At 70.9% G+C, this 15,609-nt stretch carries 17 protein-coding genes and 1 tRNA gene; 12 read left to right on the plus strand and 6 right to left on the minus strand.

Translation table 11 applies throughout. From position 1 onward, the window contains the following. Positions 1 to 123: 123 nt before the first annotated feature. The gene (locus GE300_RS18680) at positions 124 to 1,632 is read left to right on the plus strand and encodes a S8 family serine peptidase (protein ID WP_233417184.1); all 1,509 of its coding nucleotides are present in this window, start codon (positions 124 to 126) and stop codon (positions 1,630 to 1,632) included. A gap of 15 nt (positions 1,633 to 1,647) precedes the next feature. Here GE300_RS18680 and GE300_RS18685 read toward each other — a convergent pair whose 3' ends face one another. The 5 genes from GE300_RS18685 to GE300_RS18705 form a co-directional block, all read right to left on the minus strand. Then, positions 1,648 to 2,856 (minus strand): GAF domain-containing sensor histidine kinase, encoded by a 1,209-nt coding sequence (locus GE300_RS18685; protein ID WP_233417185.1) that lies wholly within the window; start codon positions 2,854 to 2,856, stop codon positions 1,648 to 1,650. 245 nt (positions 2,857 to 3,101) lie between these two features. Then, a tRNA-Arg gene (locus tag GE300_RS18690) sits at positions 3,102 to 3,178 on the minus strand. A gap of 63 nt (positions 3,179 to 3,241) precedes the next feature. Then, positions 3,242 to 4,651 carry a sensor histidine kinase gene (locus GE300_RS18695; RefSeq protein ID WP_154448918.1) on the minus strand — a complete coding sequence of 470 codons (1,410 nt, stop codon included), beginning with the start codon at positions 4,649 to 4,651 and terminating at the stop codon, positions 3,242 to 3,244. 58 nt (positions 4,652 to 4,709) lie between these two features. Then, positions 4,710 to 6,155 (minus strand): dihydrolipoyl dehydrogenase family protein, encoded by a 1,446-nt coding sequence (locus tag GE300_RS18700; RefSeq protein WP_154448920.1) that lies wholly within the window; start codon positions 6,153 to 6,155, stop codon positions 4,710 to 4,712. 1 nt (position 6,156) lies between these two features. Continuing rightward, positions 6,157 to 6,897: a TVP38/TMEM64 family protein gene (locus GE300_RS18705; RefSeq protein ID WP_154448922.1), complete on the minus strand. Its 741-nt coding sequence runs from the start codon at positions 6,895 to 6,897 to the stop codon at positions 6,157 to 6,159. Positions 6,898 to 7,169: 272 nt separating this feature from the next. Between GE300_RS18705 and rpmH the strand changes: the two genes are divergently transcribed. From rpmH to yihA, 8 genes are all read left to right on the plus strand, one after another. After that, positions 7,170 to 7,307: a 50S ribosomal protein L34 gene (rpmH, locus tag GE300_RS18710; protein WP_154448924.1), complete on the plus strand. Its 138-nt coding sequence runs from the start codon at positions 7,170 to 7,172 to the stop codon at positions 7,305 to 7,307. Between the two features lie 25 nt (positions 7,308 to 7,332). Further along, the gene (gene rnpA / locus GE300_RS18715; RefSeq protein ID WP_154449021.1) at positions 7,333 to 7,740 is read left to right on the plus strand and encodes a ribonuclease P protein component; all 408 of its coding nucleotides are present in this window, start codon (positions 7,333 to 7,335) and stop codon (positions 7,738 to 7,740) included. Then, positions 7,737 to 7,958 (plus strand): membrane protein insertion efficiency factor YidD, encoded by a 222-nt coding sequence (gene yidD, locus GE300_RS18720; RefSeq protein WP_154448926.1) that lies wholly within the window; start codon positions 7,737 to 7,739, stop codon positions 7,956 to 7,958. The genes rnpA and yidD overlap by 4 nt, the downstream gene beginning before the upstream one ends. Positions 7,959 to 8,151: 193 nt before the next feature. Beyond that, complete coding sequence (gene ttcA, locus GE300_RS18725; protein WP_154448928.1) at positions 8,152 to 8,994, plus strand: tRNA 2-thiocytidine(32) synthetase TtcA; 843 nt, start codon at positions 8,152 to 8,154, stop codon at positions 8,992 to 8,994. A 121-nt stretch (positions 8,995 to 9,115) separates the two neighbouring features. Next, positions 9,116 to 10,942, plus strand: coding sequence for a membrane protein insertase YidC (gene yidC / locus GE300_RS18730; RefSeq protein ID WP_154448930.1), 1,827 nt, complete (start codon positions 9,116 to 9,118; stop codon positions 10,940 to 10,942). A gap of 1 nt (position 10,943) precedes the next feature. Then, positions 10,944 to 11,681: an MOSC domain-containing protein gene (locus GE300_RS18735; RefSeq protein WP_154448932.1), complete on the plus strand. Its 738-nt coding sequence runs from the start codon at positions 10,944 to 10,946 to the stop codon at positions 11,679 to 11,681. After that, positions 11,678 to 12,319 carry a CatB-related O-acetyltransferase gene (locus tag GE300_RS18740; RefSeq protein WP_154448935.1) on the plus strand — a complete coding sequence of 214 codons (642 nt, stop codon included), beginning with the start codon at positions 11,678 to 11,680 and terminating at the stop codon, positions 12,317 to 12,319. The genes GE300_RS18735 and GE300_RS18740 overlap by 4 nt, the downstream gene beginning before the upstream one ends. Further along, positions 12,316 to 12,972 (plus strand): ribosome biogenesis GTP-binding protein YihA/YsxC, encoded by a 657-nt coding sequence (gene yihA, locus GE300_RS18745; protein WP_154448937.1) that lies wholly within the window; start codon positions 12,316 to 12,318, stop codon positions 12,970 to 12,972. The genes GE300_RS18740 and yihA overlap by 4 nt, the downstream gene beginning before the upstream one ends. Here the strand turns inward: yihA and GE300_RS18750 are convergent. After that, positions 12,956 to 13,465 (minus strand): hypothetical protein, encoded by a 510-nt coding sequence (locus GE300_RS18750; RefSeq protein WP_154448939.1) that lies wholly within the window; start codon positions 13,463 to 13,465, stop codon positions 12,956 to 12,958. The genes yihA and GE300_RS18750 overlap by 17 nt on opposite strands. A gap of 87 nt (positions 13,466 to 13,552) precedes the next feature. On the opposite strand from GE300_RS18750, the gene argB reads away from it, so the two are divergent. The 3 genes from argB to GE300_RS18765 are packed head-to-tail and all read left to right on the plus strand — an operon-like array spanning position 13,553 to position 15,601. After that, positions 13,553 to 14,440, plus strand: coding sequence for an acetylglutamate kinase (gene argB / locus GE300_RS18755; protein WP_233417186.1), 888 nt, complete (start codon positions 13,553 to 13,555; stop codon positions 14,438 to 14,440). Between the two features lies 1 nt (position 14,441). Next, a complete protein-coding gene (locus GE300_RS18760; RefSeq protein WP_154448941.1) occupies positions 14,442 to 15,095 on the plus strand; it encodes a ferredoxin in 654 nt (217 codons plus the stop codon). Beyond that, complete coding sequence (locus GE300_RS18765) at positions 15,092 to 15,601, plus strand: SixA phosphatase family protein (RefSeq protein ID WP_154448943.1); 510 nt, start codon at positions 15,092 to 15,094, stop codon at positions 15,599 to 15,601. The genes GE300_RS18760 and GE300_RS18765 overlap by 4 nt, the downstream gene beginning before the upstream one ends. The last annotated feature ends 8 nt before the right edge of the window (positions 15,602 to 15,609 follow it).

Raw genomic sequence — 15,609 nt, forward strand, 5'->3', positions numbered from 1 at the left:
GCGCATATGTCAGCAGAAATGCTTTCAAGGCAGATAATGTTAACGTTGTGGTTTTAGGCACACCGCGCCACACTGCCCAAGGGTTAGCTTCGGACCGAACTTCGAGTGGGGACGCAGATGGTCATGGCACGCGCAGTACTGCGGAAGCGGATCCGGGAAGACGCGGAACTCGACAAATACTTCGATCTGCTCAGATCGGCCGCTCCGGAAGAGTCGACCGACTTCTGCCGCGGCATCGCCGTGACCGCGCCGCATTGCGATACCGAAACCATGGACGAGATCGCCGCCTACGCCGCCAGCTGGGGGCATCTGCCGGCAGACGGCGACGCCGAGGCGGTGCGCGGCCGGCTGCTCGCCAAGTCCTGCCTGATGACCGAGGTGATCGGCCCGGACGATCCGCGCGCCGGCGGCACCGCCAAGCAGGCCGCGGGCTATGGCACCCCGGCCCCGGACCCGGGCTACGAACAGCTGCCCGTGCACGTCGGCTACGACGATCTGACCGAGGACGAGAAGGCCTCGGTCGGGGTCGACCAGCAGATCTCGCCGGTGGCCTACATCCGCGCCGAGCAGAACTGGACGGTCGGCAAGAACGGCGCCCCCGGGCTGGGCACCGCGGCGCAGGCGATGCGGCTGATCGGCGCCGACTGGGCGATCTGGCCGCCGTTCGACGCGCCGCCCGACCGCGACGGCCACGACGTGAACGTCGTCATCGTCGACGAGGGCTTCAACCTGGACTACCTGCGCTCGATCCTGCCGGGGGTGGACTACGGCGGCGGCTTCATCGACCGCGACCCGCGCCGGCCGCTGCCCGGCCGGTTCGTCGATCCGTTCCATCCCGCGCCGGGCTGGCACGCCAACATGATCGCCCGTAACATCCTGCGCATCGCGCCGCGGGCGCGGATCTTCGACGCGCCGGTGCTGCCGCACCGGGTCAGCGACATCGACGCATTCACCTACGACGTGCAGGAGCTGTACATCGGCATCCTGAAGGCGCGGCTGACCGGTCCGTGGCGGAACCAGCCGTGGATCCTGGTCAACGCCTGGTCGGTGGCCGACACGATCGAGGAATGGGATACGCCGGTGCCGCCGGCCAAGCACTATTCCAACGGCGACGAGCACCCGCTGAACATCCTCACCCAGGTGCTGGGGAACTTCTTCGACATCGTGTTCGCGGCGGGCAATTTCGGCGAGTTCGAACCGGCGCAGTTCTCGGGGATCTACGACCGCGGCCCGGAACGCTCGATCCGCGGCTCGAACGCGCTCAGCAACGTGCTGACCGTGGGCGCCTGCACCACCACCGGCGACTGGGTCGGCGCATCGTCCCAGGGCGACGGCCCCGAGGCGCTGAAGTACGGCCGGCCGGGCAGCAACAAGCCCGACCTGTGCGCCCCGGCCTGGTTTTCCGAGGACGCCGACCCGGCGACGGTGTCCAGCGGCACCTCGGCCGCCTGCGGCGTCGCCGCCGGCGTGCTGGCCGCGCTGCGGACCACCGACCGGACCAGCACCCCGCAGCAGCTGTTCGACGCGCTGAAGGCCGCCGCCGTGCGCCCGGACGGCACCGGCTGGAACAACCGCACCGGCATGGGCATCCTGCGCGTGCCGACCGCCAGCGCCAGCGCCAGCGTCGCCTGAGCCGCGCGCGCCGGCCTAGCCGTCGGCGCGGTGCGGCAGCCGGACCGAGAAGCTGGTCTCGTCGTTCTCGGACCTTACCGCGATCCGCCCGCCGTGCGCCCGCGCGATCTGCGCGGCGATGTGCAGTCCCAGCCCCAGCCCCCCGGCCGCCACGCTGGCGCCGCGCACATAGGGGTCGAAGATCCCGTCCAGCATCGCTGCCGGGATCGTCGGCCCGCCGTTGATCACGTCGATGCGGACGACATCGGGCTCGGTGACGCCCTTGACCACGATCGGCCTTTCGGCATCGCCGTGCGTCGCCGCGTTCACCAGCAGGTTCGACAGCATTTGGCCCAGCTTGGTGCGGTCGCCCGGAACGCGCTCCGGCAGGTCCAGACCGACCTCGATGCTGCGCCCGGTCGCCAGCGCGACCTCGGCGACCGCGTCCTCGACCAGCGCGCGCAGATCCACCGCCTGGCCGGTGTCGACGCTGATCTCGCCGCCGAGCTGTCCGGTCGCGAAATCCACCAAGTTCTCGACCAGCGCCGACATCCGGTGCACCACCACCTGCAGCTCGTGCAGCATCGGCTCCGGATCGTTCCTGCGCCGCCGCGCGAGGATGTTCAGCCCCGACGCCAGCGCCGCGATCGGGTTGCGCAGGTCGTGCCCGACAACGGCGATGAACTCCTCGCGCAGTTTCGCGATGCCGCGTTCGCTGCCCAGATCCGCCTCGGTCCGGTCCAGCCGCATCGCCGTGTCGATGCTGCTGCCGATCAGGTCGGCGCAGATCCGGAACAACCCGGTGATCTGCGGCGTCGACAATTCGCGCGGCTCGGGGTCGATCGCGCACAGCGTGCCGAAGAAGGTGCCGTCGGGCAGCCGGATCGGCAGCGAGATGTAGCTGCGAAAACCGTACATGGCCGGCGTGGGGTGGTTGCAGTAGATCCCGCTGCGCCGGACGTCGTCGATGACGACCATCTCGCTGCTCGCGCGGATCTCGTTGCAGATCGTGGTCTCGACCTTCAGCTCGTCGCCCGGCCCCAGCCCGAAGCCCAGATCGTCCTTCGACGAGCAGGTGATCCAGCGGTCCTCCGTCACCCGCGCGATGGCGGTGAAGCCCATGCCGGTGGCGCGGCTGCACAGGTCCAGGATCAGCGGCACCTGCGCGATGGCCTGGACGCGCTCGACATCCCTGCGATAGCCGATATCCGTGCGGGAGAATTCCGCAGATCCGCGCTCAGTCAAGAAGATCGCCTTGGCACGGCATCGTCAGCCCCCCGCTTCGTGCGCCCAACAAATGCGGCTTCGCTTGTACAATACAAGGCGCGGACGGCGGAATTTCCGGTATCGCCGTGTCTTTCGGCAGAATCGCGAATTTTGGCAGCGCCGTTTGCAGCAGGCGCGAACGAAGCGGAAACCCCGCACCGTTGCGGGTATTTCTGCCAACTCGGAAGCTCAGGCTTCGAACATCAAGGGGAATTTCCGGGTAGTGGCGGACCGAGGAGGATTCGAACCCCCGACCCCTTGATTCGTAGTCAAGTACTCTATCCAACTGAGCTATCGGTCCGTGGAGCGGGGATTTACGCCGCGCCGCCGGGGTTTGCAACCCCTCGGGCCGAGAATTTTCCGCTCAGCCCGCTTTCGCCAGCGGGCGCGGCAGCCGGATGCAGAACACCGTGCCCTGGGCCGAGGTGCTGCGCAGTTCCAGCGCACCGCCGTGGCCGCGCACCAGCTCGGCCGCGATCGCCAGCCCCAGCCCGGTGCCGCCGCGGCGGGCGCTGCCCTTGAACGGCTGGAACAGGTTCTCCTGCGCGCGCGCGGGCAGGCCCGGGCCGGTGTCCTCGACGACGATCTCGAGGCCGCGGTCGGTCTCGGTCGCCGACACCCGGATCCGCCCCGGCTTGCCGGTGCCGACGATCGCCTGCCGGGCGTTCGAGACCAGGTTGGCCAGCACCCGGAAGAACTGCTCGGCGTCGGCCTCGACGCGCATGTGGCCGGGCACGTCGCAGATCAGCTCGACCTCGCCGGCATCGGCGCCGGTCTGCACGCGGTCGCCCTCCAGCACCTCCTCGACGATCTGCCGCAGCGCGTGCATCTGCAGCTGCGGCGCCGGCTCCTCGGCCTTGCCGAAGGTCAGGGTGCGCTCGCACAGCCCGATCGCCCGGTCGAGCGAGCCGATCAGCTTCGGCGCGCTGCGCTTCACCGTCGGATCGGCGCTGGTCTCGAACCGGTCGGCCAGCAGCTGCGCGGTGGTCAGCATGTTGCGCAGGTCGTGGCTGATGCGGCTGACCGCGCCGCCCAGCGCCGCCAGCCGCTCCTTCTGGCGCAGCGACCTGGTCAGCTGGGTCTGCAGGTCGGACAGCGCCACCTCGGCGGCCATCAGCTCGCGCACGCGCGAGGTCGGACGGATGATGCGGTGGCTGTCTTCGGGGTCCTCGGCGTACAGCACCATGCTGCGCACCACCCGTTTCATCGGCTTCACGATGAACCGGCGCACCGCCAGGAACAGCAGCGTCGCGGTGATCGCCGAGATCACCAGCGACAGCCACAGGATGTTCAGCCCGTACTGCAGCATCGCCGTGCGCAGCGGCTCCTCGTGCAGGGTGACCTCGATCTCCATGCCGCCGCCCTTCACCGGCATGCCGATGACGCGGATGATCCGGTTGCCGTCGCCCATCATCGTCAGCAACGCATCGCGGATCAGCACCGGAGCGGCCGGGTCGCGCAGATCGTAGGTCTGCGCCACCGGCGCCGGCATGTCGCCGGACAGGATCAGCTCGCGCATCTCGTCGCGGCGCAGCACGACGTTCAGCACCTCGGCGTTCTCCAGCAGCTCGCGCTCCAGATCCATCGACACCATCTCGTTCGGCGTCGCCAGCAGCGACAGCGAGGCAAGCTGGCTCAGCTCCAGTCGCTCCTGCAGGTATTCGACGCGGAACCGGGCGACCGACGGCACGAAGATCAGCACCTCGGCCAGCATCAGGAAGATGACCGTCAGCGTCAGGACCCGCCCTGAAAGGGTATTGATGAGTCGGATCATGCCCTGCTTCTTCCGTTTCCAAGGCAGGTATTTCGCCAGATGCGCGGTTACAAGTCCATCACAACCGCTGGACGAAGCGCACATAGCGCCGGATCGCGTCGTTCTCGAACAGCCGGGGCGAGAAGTACTCCCCCGCCGCCCGCTTGCTGATCTCGCCCAGCGTCGGGTAGGGCGCGACCATGCCGGCGATCGCGCTCATCTTCAGCCGGCTGGCGATCGCCAGCGCCCACAGCTGGATCAACTCGCCCGCCTGCGGGCCGACGATCGAGGCGCCGACCGGGCGGCCGCGCACCACCATGACCTTGATCAGCCCGTCGGTCTCGGCCTCGGTGCGGGCGCGGTCGTTGTCGGCGAAACGGGCGCGCACCACCTCCAGCCGGTCGCCGTGGCGCACCCGCGCGGCGCGCTCGGTCAGGCCGACCTGCGCCAGCTCGGGGTCGGTGTAGGTCGCCCAGGGGATGTGCCGGTTGGTGGCCCGCGCCGGCAGCCCGAACAGCGCCCGGCGCACCACCACCCCGGCATGATAGCTGGCGACATGGGTGAAGTTCAGCCCCTGCGCCGCGTCGCCGATGGCATAGACCCGGCGGTTGGTGCTGCGCAGCCCGGCGTTCACCTCGATCCCGGTGCGGTCGAACGCCACGCCGGCGGTCTCCAGCCCCATGTCGGCCAGGTTCGGCGCCCGGCCCACCGCCAGCAGCAGGTGGCTGCCGTCGTGGCGCCTGCCGTCCCGGGTGTGCACGCTCAGCGCCCCGGCGCCGCCGGTGACGCGCTCGGCCATCGCGCCCTCGACGATCTCGACGCCCTCGGCGCGGACCCGCTCCAGCACGACCGCCGCCAGTTCGGGGTCGTCCTGGCCCAGCGCCTCGACTCCCTCCAGCACGGTGACCCTCGCGCCCAGCCGCACATGCGCCTGCGCCATCTCCAGGCCGACCGGGCCGCCGCCGATGACGATCAGGTGCTCGGGGCGCTCGCGCAGATCGAACAGGCTCTCGTTGGTCAGGTAGGGCACGTCGCGCAGCCCCGGGATCGGCGGCACCAGCGGCGCCGAGCCGGTGGCGACGACGATCCGCCGCGCGGTGATGCGGAACGGGCCGGCATCGACGGTGTCGTGGGCGATGAAGCGGCCGTGCTCGCGGATCACCCGCACGCCCAGCCCCTCGAACCGCTCCTGGCTGTCGTGCGGGGCGATGCCGGCGATGGTGCGGCGCACATGTTCCATCGCCGCGGCATAGTCGATCCGCGGCTCGGCCGGGGCGACGCCGAACGGTGCGCCGGTGCGCATCGCGTGGGCGTGCCTGGCCGCCGCGATCAGCGCCTTCGACGGCACGCAGCCGAAGTTCAGGCAGTCGCCGCCCATCCGGCCGGCCTCCAGCAGCACGACGCCGACGCCCAGCTGCGCCGCGCCGGCCGCCGCCGACAGCCCGCCCGAGCCGGCGCCGATCACCAGCAGGTCGGTCTCGATATGCTCGCCCAGATGCCCGTCCCTCGCCCCGTCCCTCGCCATGTCACTCTTCCCCGGTCTTGCGAAACCACTTGCGCGCGATCGGCAGCGCCGACAGCACGCACAGGGCCAGGATCGGCCCCAGGATCTGGAATTCGAACAGGATGCCCAGGTCCGGCGTCTCGCCGCGGGCGAACACCTCGCCCAGCCCGGCGCCGACCCAGGTGTAGACCACGGTGCCGGGGATGATGCCGAAGAACGTGGTCAGCACATAGTTCCGCAGCCGCGCGCCCAGCAGCGCCGGCGCCAGGTTGGCGACGAAGAACGGGATCGCCGGCACCAGCCGCATCAGGAACAGATAGCTGATCTCGTTCTCGCGCAGCCCCTCGCAGATCCGCGTCATCATCCCGTGCGAGGCGTCCATCCGCGCCTGCAGCGCCTCGCCCAGCCCGGCGCGCGCGGCGAGGAAGATCGCCACCGCGCCCAGCGTCGCCGCGCTGACCGTCAGCACCGATCCGGCGACCAGCCCGAACAGGAAGCCGCCGGTCAGCGTCATCATCAGCGCGCCGGGCAGCGACAGCGCCACCACCAGCACATAGGCCAGCACATAGCCGCCCGCCGCCAGCAGGTACGAGCTGTCGCGCCACGCCAGCAGCCGCTCGCGGTTCTCGGCCAGGGTCTGGAAGCTGAACGCGTCGCGGTTGGCGACGCCGATCGCCGCCGCGAGCAGGATCACGGCCAGGGGGATCATGCGCCCGGGCGAGAACCGGGCGCGGGCCGGACGGCCTGAGTCGCTTTGGGTCATTCGGGCTCTTTGCTGTTGCGAACGGCGGAATATACTGGTGATGGGGCAGAATCGGCGGCGGCGACAGGCCCCCTCACGCCGCCTTGATGCGCGGTGTGCGATGTTTCAGCCCGGATGCCGGAATCGCGGCCCGGTCTGACGCCGCCGTGAACATCCGGCCCGCAATGTTACCGTCGCCGCCGCATTGACAGCGCGGGCGCATGCTCCTACAACGCCGGTCTCGAATTTCGACCGGGGGCGGGACCGCCCGCGCGCCCCGACAGGAGAAGACGATGACGAAACGGACCTTCCAGCCCTCGAACCTGGTGCGCAAGCGCCGCCACGGCTTCCGTGCCCGGATGGCGACCAAGAACGGCCGCAAGATCCTGAACCGGCGCCGGGCGCAGGGCCGCAGCCGGCTGTCGGCCTGATCCGGACCGGATCCGGCCTGGCGTGATGCCCGGCCTCGCGACATCGCCGGACAGCGACCGCACCCCCGCGACGCTGCGCCGCCGCGCCGATTTCCTGGCCGCCGCGCGCGGCCTGCGGCAGGCGACCCCCGGCTTCATCCTGCAGGCCCGCCACCGCGGGCCGGACCCGTCCCCGCCCGGACCCGATGCGGTCCGCGTGGGGTTTACCTGTTCCAGAAAGGTGGGCAACGCCGTGGCCCGCAACCGCGCCAAGCGGCGGCTGCGCGCGCTGGCGCGGCTGGTGCTGCCGGCGCACGGCCGGCCGGGCTGGGACTATGTGCTGATCGGCCGCCGCGACGCCACCGCCGGCCGCGAGTTCGCCCGCATGGCGCGCGAGCTCGAATCGGCGCTGGAACGGCTGCACGCGCCGCGCCGGGCGGAGCCGCCGCAATGACCTGGGCGGCGGCGGTGCTGGCGCTGCCGGTGCGCGCCTACCGGCTGATCGGCAGCCCCTGGGTCGGGCGCAGCTGCCGGTTCCAGCCCACCTGCTCGGCCTACGCGCTCGAGGCGCTGCAGCGGCACGGCGCGCTGCGCGGCGGCTGGCTGACGCTGCGCCGGCTGGCGCGCTGCCATCCCTGGGGCGGCTCGGGCGTCGACGACGTGCCGCGCTGAGCCGCGATCGCGGCGCCGGCGGCTACCTGACCGACGATCGCCGATACCGGTGCCGCAGCCCCGCCGGCCTCCGGCGGGCTGCACCTGTCGATCACCCGGCCGGCGACCGGCCCCGACGTCGTCGCGCGCCGATTGCCGCGCGACCGCGCGCAAGCCCCTTGCCCGGAGGCGCGCCGCCCGCTACCACGCCGCCATGCTCGACGACGGCGACGACATCCACCCCCTGTTCCGCGGCGCGCCCGCGACGACCGAGTTCCGCAAGCTGCGGAAGCGGATCGTGCGCCACACCCGCGAGGCGATCGAGGGCTACGGCATGGTCGAGCCCGGCGCCCGCTGGCTGGTGTGCCTGTCGGGCGGCAAGGACAGCTACACCCTGCTGGCGGTGCTGCACGAGTTGCAGTGGCGCGGCCTGCTGCCGGTGGACATCCTCGCCTGCAACCTCGACCAGGGCCAGCCGGGGTTTCCGGCGACGGTGCTGCCGCAGTTCCTGCAGGACCGCGGCGTGCCGCACCGGATCGAGTACCGCGACACCTATTCCGTGGTCGTCGACAAGATCCCCGAGGGCCGCACCTTCTGCGCGCTGTGCTCGCGCCTGCGCCGCGGCCACCTCTACCGCGTCGCGCGCGAGGAGGGCTGCTCGGCGGTGGTGCTGGGCCATCACCGGGACGACATCCTGGAAACCTTCTTCATGAACCTGTTCCACGGCGGCAAGCTGGCGACGATGCCGCCGAAGCTGGTCAACGACGAGGGCGATCTTTTCGTGCTGCGCCCGCTCGCCCATGTCGCCGAGCAGGATTGCGAGCGTTTCGCCCGCGCCATGGCCTACCCGATCATCCCCTGCGATCTGTGCGGCAGCCAGGACGGGCTGCAGCGCAAGCAGATCAAGGCGATGCTCGACGAATGGGAACGCCGCGCCCCCGGCCGGCGGCAGAAGATCTTCCGCGCGCTGACCAACGCCAACCCCAGCCACCTGATGGACCCGCGCTGGTTCGACTTCGCGGGCTTGACGCGGCCGGCGCCGCAGGACAAGGACTAGCCGGCGCAGCGTCCTGCCCGGCGTCGATCCGTCGCCCCGCGATCCGCGCCGGCGGGCCTTGACCTTTGGCCCCCGGGCCTGTTGAACGCACGCAACCCGAATTACCGCTGCGGAGCCCTTGATGGACGACCAGAACAAGAACCTGATCCTGGCGACGGCGCTGAGCTTTCTGGTGATCCTCGTCTGGTTCCTCCTGTTTCCGCCGGAGGAGCGCCTGGAAACCACGGTCCCCGACCAGGAGGTGGTCGAGGGCGCGGTCGCGCCGCCGGTGGCCGGCACCGACGGCACCACCGCCACCGCCCCGGTCGCCCGGACGCCCGATCAGGACCGCGCCGACGCCATCGCGCAGGCCGCGCGGGTGCGGATCGACACGCCCAGCCTGTCCGGCTCGATCTCGCTGACCGGCGGGCGGATCGACGATCTGTCGCTGAACGACTACCGGGTGGCGGTCGACCCCGGCTCGCCGATCGTCACCCTGCTGTCGCCGGCGGGCACGCCGAACGCCTACTACGCCTTCCACGGCTGGGGCGGCGCCGGCGGGCTTTCGCCCGACCAGCTGCCCGGCCCGGCGACCGAATGGCGCGTCGAGGCCGAGAACCCCGACGAAGCGGTGCTGACCGAGGACAGCCCGGTGACCCTGGTCTGGGACAACGGCCAGGGCCTGGTGTTCCGCAAGACCGTCGCGGTCGACGACGACTACCTGTTCACCATCACCCAGAGCGTCGAGAACAGCACCGACGCCGAGGCGCGGCTCTACCCCTACGGCATCATCGCCCGCGAGGGCGAGCCGGACCAGGTCGGCTTCTTCGTGCTGCACGAGGGGCTGATCCAGTCCGCCGACGGCAAGCTGACCGAGGATAGCTACGACGCGATGACCGGCTACGATCCGGTGCCCGCCGAGGGCGGCACCGCGAACGTGGTGCAGGCGCAGGAAAACGGCTGGATCGGCTTCACCGACCACTACTGGATGACCACGCTGATCCCCGAACCCGGCCAGGCGTTCACCGCGGTCGCCAAGCACGTCACCGGCGCCGACGTCTACCAGACCGACATCCGCCTGCCGGTGCAGGCCGTCGCCCCCGGCGCCACGGCCGAGAAGACCAGCTACTTCTTCGCCGGCGCGAAGCAGTGGGAGGCGATCTCGGGCTACCAGAACACGCTCGGCGTCCAGCAGTTCGTCGACTCGATCGACTGGGGCTGGTTCGCCTTCCTGACCAAGCCGATCTTCCGCGCGCTGCACTGGCTGAACCTGCTGATCGGCAACATGGGGCTGGCGATCATCGGCCTGACGCTGGTCATCAAGGCGCTGCTGTTCCCGCTGGCCTACAAGTCCTACGTCTCGATGTCGAAGATGAAGAAGCTTCAGCCCGAGATGGAGAAGATCAAGGAACACGCCGGCGACGACCGCATGAAGCTCCAGCAGGAGATGATGGCGCTGTACAAGAAGGAAAAGGTCAACCCGGCCTCGGGCTGCCTGCCGATCCTGCTGCAGATCCCGATCTTCTTCTCGCTCTACAAGGTGATCTTCGTGACCATCGATCTGCGCCACGCGCCGTTCTTCGGCTGGATCAGGGATCTCAGCGCGCCCGATCCCAGCTCGGTGCTGAACCTGTTCGGCCTGCTGCCGTTCACCCCGCCGGGGCCGGAAAGCATCTTCTTCATCTTCTCGATCGGGGTTCTGCCGATCCTGATGGGCATCACCATGTGGATGCAGCAGAAGCTGAACCCGGCGCCGACCGACAAGACGCAGGCGATGATCTTCGCGTGGATGCCGTGGATCTTCATGTTCATGCTCGGCACCTTCGCCAGCGGCCTGGTGCTGTACTGGACGGCGAACAACATCATCACCTTCAGCCAGCAGTACATCATCATGCGCAGCCAGGGGGTGAAGCCGAACGTGTTCGGCAACATCGTCTCGTCGTTCAGGCGCAAGAAGGAAGCCGACTGACATGCCCCGCCTGGCGCGGATCGATCGTCATCCGATCAAGTCGCTGGGCGTGGAATCCGTCGAACGCGCCCGGCTGAGCCCGGGCGCGACGCTGCCCTGGGACCGGGTCTGGGCCCTCGCCCACGAGGCGGCGAAGCTGACCGGGGGCTGGGTGCCGTGCGCCAACTTCATCCGGGTCACGAAGTCGCCCCGGCTGATGGCGATCACCGCCCGCACCGACGAGGACACGGGCCGCATCACCCTGACCCATCCGGACCGTCCGCAGATCACCGTCGATCCCGACACCGACTCGGACGCGCTGGTCGACTGGGTGCGGCCGCTGACCGACGCCGCGCGCGCCGCGCCGTCGCACATCGTGCGCGCCGGGGTCGGCATGACCGACAGCCCGTACCCGTCGATTTCGGTTCTCAACAGCGCCAGCCTGGCGGCGCTGTCGGGCCGCGCCGGCAAGCCCCTGAACCCGCGCCGGTTCCGCGGCAACCTGCTGCTGGACGGGGCCGCGCCCTGGGCCGAGTTCGACTGGATCGGCCGCACCCTGCGCATCGGCGAGGCCGAACTGGAAGTGCGCGAGCGCATCACCCGCTGCCTGGCCACCCACGTCGATCCCGAAACCGGCGCGCGCGACACCGATGTCCTGGGCACCTTGCGCGGCGGCTGGGACCACGCGGATTTCGGCGTCTATGCCGTCGTCACCCGGGGCGGCGTCATCGCCCGCGGCGACGAGGTCAACCTTTCATGAACGGCCCCTCGCCCGACACGCTGCACCCGATGCAGGGCTACCCGCGGGTGACCTACCTGCGGCCGCTGGCCGAAGGCCGGGCCAACGTCGAGGTCGGCGCCTACAGCTATTACGACGACCCGCACGAGCCGGAAAAGTTCTTCGAGCGCAACGTGCTGCACCATTTCGACTTCGTCGGCGACAAGCTGGTGATCGGCCCGTTCTGCGCCATCGCCACCGGCGTGCAGATCTTCATGAACGGCGGCACGCACGCGATGGACGGGTTCTCGACCTACCCGTTCAACATCTTCGGCGGCGGCTGGGAACGGGGCTTCGATCCGGCCTCCTGGGCCTCCGGCAACAAGGGCGACACGGTGATCGGCGCCGACGTCTGGATCGGCCACCAGGCGGTGCTGATGCCCGGCGTGAGCATCGGCGCCGGGGCGATCGTCGCCGCGCGCAGCGTCGTGGCCGGGGATGTCGCGCCCTATGCCGTCGTCGCCGGCAACCCGGCGCGCGAGGTGCGCCGCCGGTTCGACGCCGCCACCGTCGCCCGGCTGCTCGAATTGGCCTGGTGGGACTGGCCCGCCGACCGGATCACCCGCAACCTCGACGCCATCCGCGGCGCCGACCTCGCCGCGCTGGAGGCCGCCCGATGACCGCCCCGACCTTCCCCGTCGCCGAGCCGCCCGAGCCCGAGGCGGCCGACGCCGGCCGGCTGCTGTTCGCGCAGCGCGCCGAGTTCCTCAAGGGCGTGGTGGCGATGGACGGGCTGCCGCCGGGCGATCGGCTGGAGATCTGCTTCGCCGGCCGCTCCAACGTCGGCAAGTCGACGCTGATCAACGCGCTGACCGGGCGCAAGGCGCTGGCCCGCGCCTCGAACACGCCGGGCCGCACGCAGGAGATCAACTATTTCACCCTCGATCCGATCTACCTGGTCGATCTTCCGGGTTACGGCTTCGCCAAGGCGCCGGTGGCGGTGGTGGCGAAGTGGCAGGCACTGCTGAAGCAGTACCTCGCCGGCCGCGCCAACCTGCGCCGCGCGTTCCTGCTGATCGACGGCCGCCACGGCATCAAGGACGTCGACGAAGAGATCATGGCCCTGCTCGGCACCGCCGCGGTGCCGTTCCAGGTGGTGCTGACCAAGACCGACAAGCCGAAGCCGGCGGACCTGGAGGCGGCGCTCGCCGCCACCCGCCGCAAGCTGGCGAAATACGCCGCCGCCTACCCCGAGCTGATCCTGACATCGTCCGAGACCGGCGCCGGGCTCGACACCCTGCGCGCCACCATCGCCGCTATGGTATCCGACTGAGCGGATAGGCGTCGTCCAGCCCCAGCGCCGCCGCCAGCCGCAGCGCCGCGCCGACCTCGGCCGGCGTGCGCAGCGGCCCGACGAACACCCGCCGCCCCAGCCCCGGCGCGCCCCGCGTCTCGACCCGGTAGCCCAGCGCCGCGACCCGCCCGGCCAGCCGCGCGGCGGCGCCGTCCGCGGCCATCGTCGCCAGGTGCACATAGCGCGCCGCGCCCTGCCCCGGCGGCGGCGCACGGTGCGCCGACAGGTCGGCGCCGGCGGCCAGGTCGCTCTCGAAGCGCACGCAGCGGTACTGCCGCAACCCGGCCGGATCCGGCGCGCGGCGACCGAACAGCAGCGTCTCGTCCAGCTCCAGCATCGCCGGCGGCTGCCGCGCCACCTCGCGGTCGTAGACCTGGAACAGCGCCCGGCACGTCCCGGCGCGCGCCGCCGGATCGGCGGGCGCGGCGGCGCAGCCCGCGGCGAGCAGCGACAGCACGAGCGCGGTGCGCATGGCGGCGGCCCTCTTCTGTTTCGGCTGGATCGTTTTGCCGATATTACCTATGCAGGCCGCATTTGCACGCCCCGGGGAGCCCTTGGAATGGAGAAGTCACAGGCCATGCACCGCGACTGGATCGCCACCGCCCGCACGCTCAGTGAAGCGCTCCCCTACCTGCAGCGCTATGACGGGGCGACCGTGGTCATCAAGATGGGCGGCCACGCGATGGGCGACGACGAGGCGATGACCCGCTTCGCCCGCGACATCGTGCTGATGAAACAGTGCAACGTACACCCGGTGCTGGTGCACGGCGGCGGGCCGATGATCAACCAGATGCTCGACCGGCTGGGCGTGACCTCCAGCTTCGTCGGCGGCAAGCGCGTCACCGACGCCGCCACCGTCGAGGTGGTCGAGATGGTCCTCTCGGGCACCGTCAACAAGCGCATCGTGCAGGCGATCAACGCCCAGGGCGGCCGCGCGGTCGGCCTCAGCGGCAAGGACGCCAACCTGATCGTCTGCGACAGGGCCAGCGGCCCCAGGGGCGAGGACCTGGGCTTCGTGGGCGAGCCGACGCAGGTCAACCCGGCGGTGCTGCGGACCTTCCTCGACAGCGCCTTCATCCCGGTGGTGGCACCGCTGGGCGCGGGCAGGAACGGCGAGACCTTCAACATCAACGGCGACAACGCCGCCGGGGCGATCGCCGCGGCGATGAAGGCCGACCGGCTGCTGCTGCTGACCGACGTCGCCGGGGTCAAGGACGGCGACGGCGACGTGATCACCAACCTGACCTCGCAGCAGGTGCGCCAGCTGACCGAGGACGGGGTGATCGCCGGCGGCATGATCCCGAAGACGCAGACCGCGCTCGACGCGATCGACGGCGGCGTGCGCGCGGTGGTGATCGTCGACGGCCGCGCGCCGCACGCGGTGCTGCTGGAGCTGTTTACCGAACACGGCGCCGGCACGCTGATCCGGGCGCAGCCCCGGCCCTGAGATGCGCACCGCCCGGCTCGACGCGCGCCTCGCCCCGCACGGCCTGTGCGTGCTGGGAAGCTTCGCCCCCGAACCGGGCGACGGCCTGCCCGAGGGCTGCGCCGCGCTGGCGCTGGTCGGCCCCGACGGCGGCGCGATGTGGCCGGTGTTCCGCGCCGCGCCGGAATATTCCGACGGCAGGCCGGACCCGCTCGACCGCTGGTCGGCGCGGGTGCTGACCGCGGTGGCGGCCGGGCTGGACGGCACCGCGCTGTTCCCGTTCGGCGGCCCGCCCTGGCACCCGTTCATCGCCTGGGCGCTGCGCACCGGCCGGATCTTCGCCTCGCCGGTGACGCTGCTGGTGCACGACACCCAGGGGCTGACGGTGTCGTTCCGCGGCGCCCTCGCCCTGCCGGTCGCGATCGACGATCCGGCGGTTTCGGCGCGGCCCTGCGCGCGCTGCGCGGACCAGCCCTGCCGCACCGCCTGCCCGCCCGCGGCGCTGACCCCGGCGGGCTACGACGTGCCCGCCTGCCGCGCGCACCTGGCCTCAAGGCGCGGCGCCGACTGCCGCCTCGGCTGCCGCGTGCGCCGCGCCTGCCCGGTCGGCCGGGGGTTGCGCCCCGAAGGGCAATCGGCCTTTCATATGAGCGCCTTTACCCGGAGCCGTTCATGAAGACCCTGATTCTGATGCGCCACGCCAAGGCCTCGCGGCCCGAGGGCGTCGGTGATTTCGACCGACCGCTCAGCGATCGCGGGGCCGAGGCCGCCCGCGCGGTCGGCGCGTGGCTGCGCGAGAACGGCCACCTGCCGCAGAAGGCGCTGGTCTCGAACGCGGCCCGCACCCGCGAGACCTGGGAGGCGCTGGGGCTGGAGGACGACTGCCCGCTGCGGCTGGCCAAGGAGCTGTACGACGCCGCTTCGGGGCAGGTGCTGGGCACCATCTCCCGGCAGGAGGCGAACGTGCTGCTGGTGATCGGCCACAACCCCTCGATCGAAAGCCTGGCAACCTATCTGCTGCGCGAGGAAACGGTGCCCCGCGAGCTGGCGAAATGGAAGCCGGGCACCTGCGCGGTGATCGAGTTCGACATCGCCGACTGGAAATCCGTCGCCGCGACACCGGGGAGGCTGGTGGACTACGCCACGCCCAGGGGCCTGGGGGTCGCCGCCGGGGCCGAATGACCGGCACC

It is taken from the genome of Halovulum marinum (genome assembly GCF_009697225.1).
GTDB classification, from domain to species: Bacteria; Pseudomonadota; Alphaproteobacteria; order Rhodobacterales; family Rhodobacteraceae; genus Halovulum; species Halovulum marinum.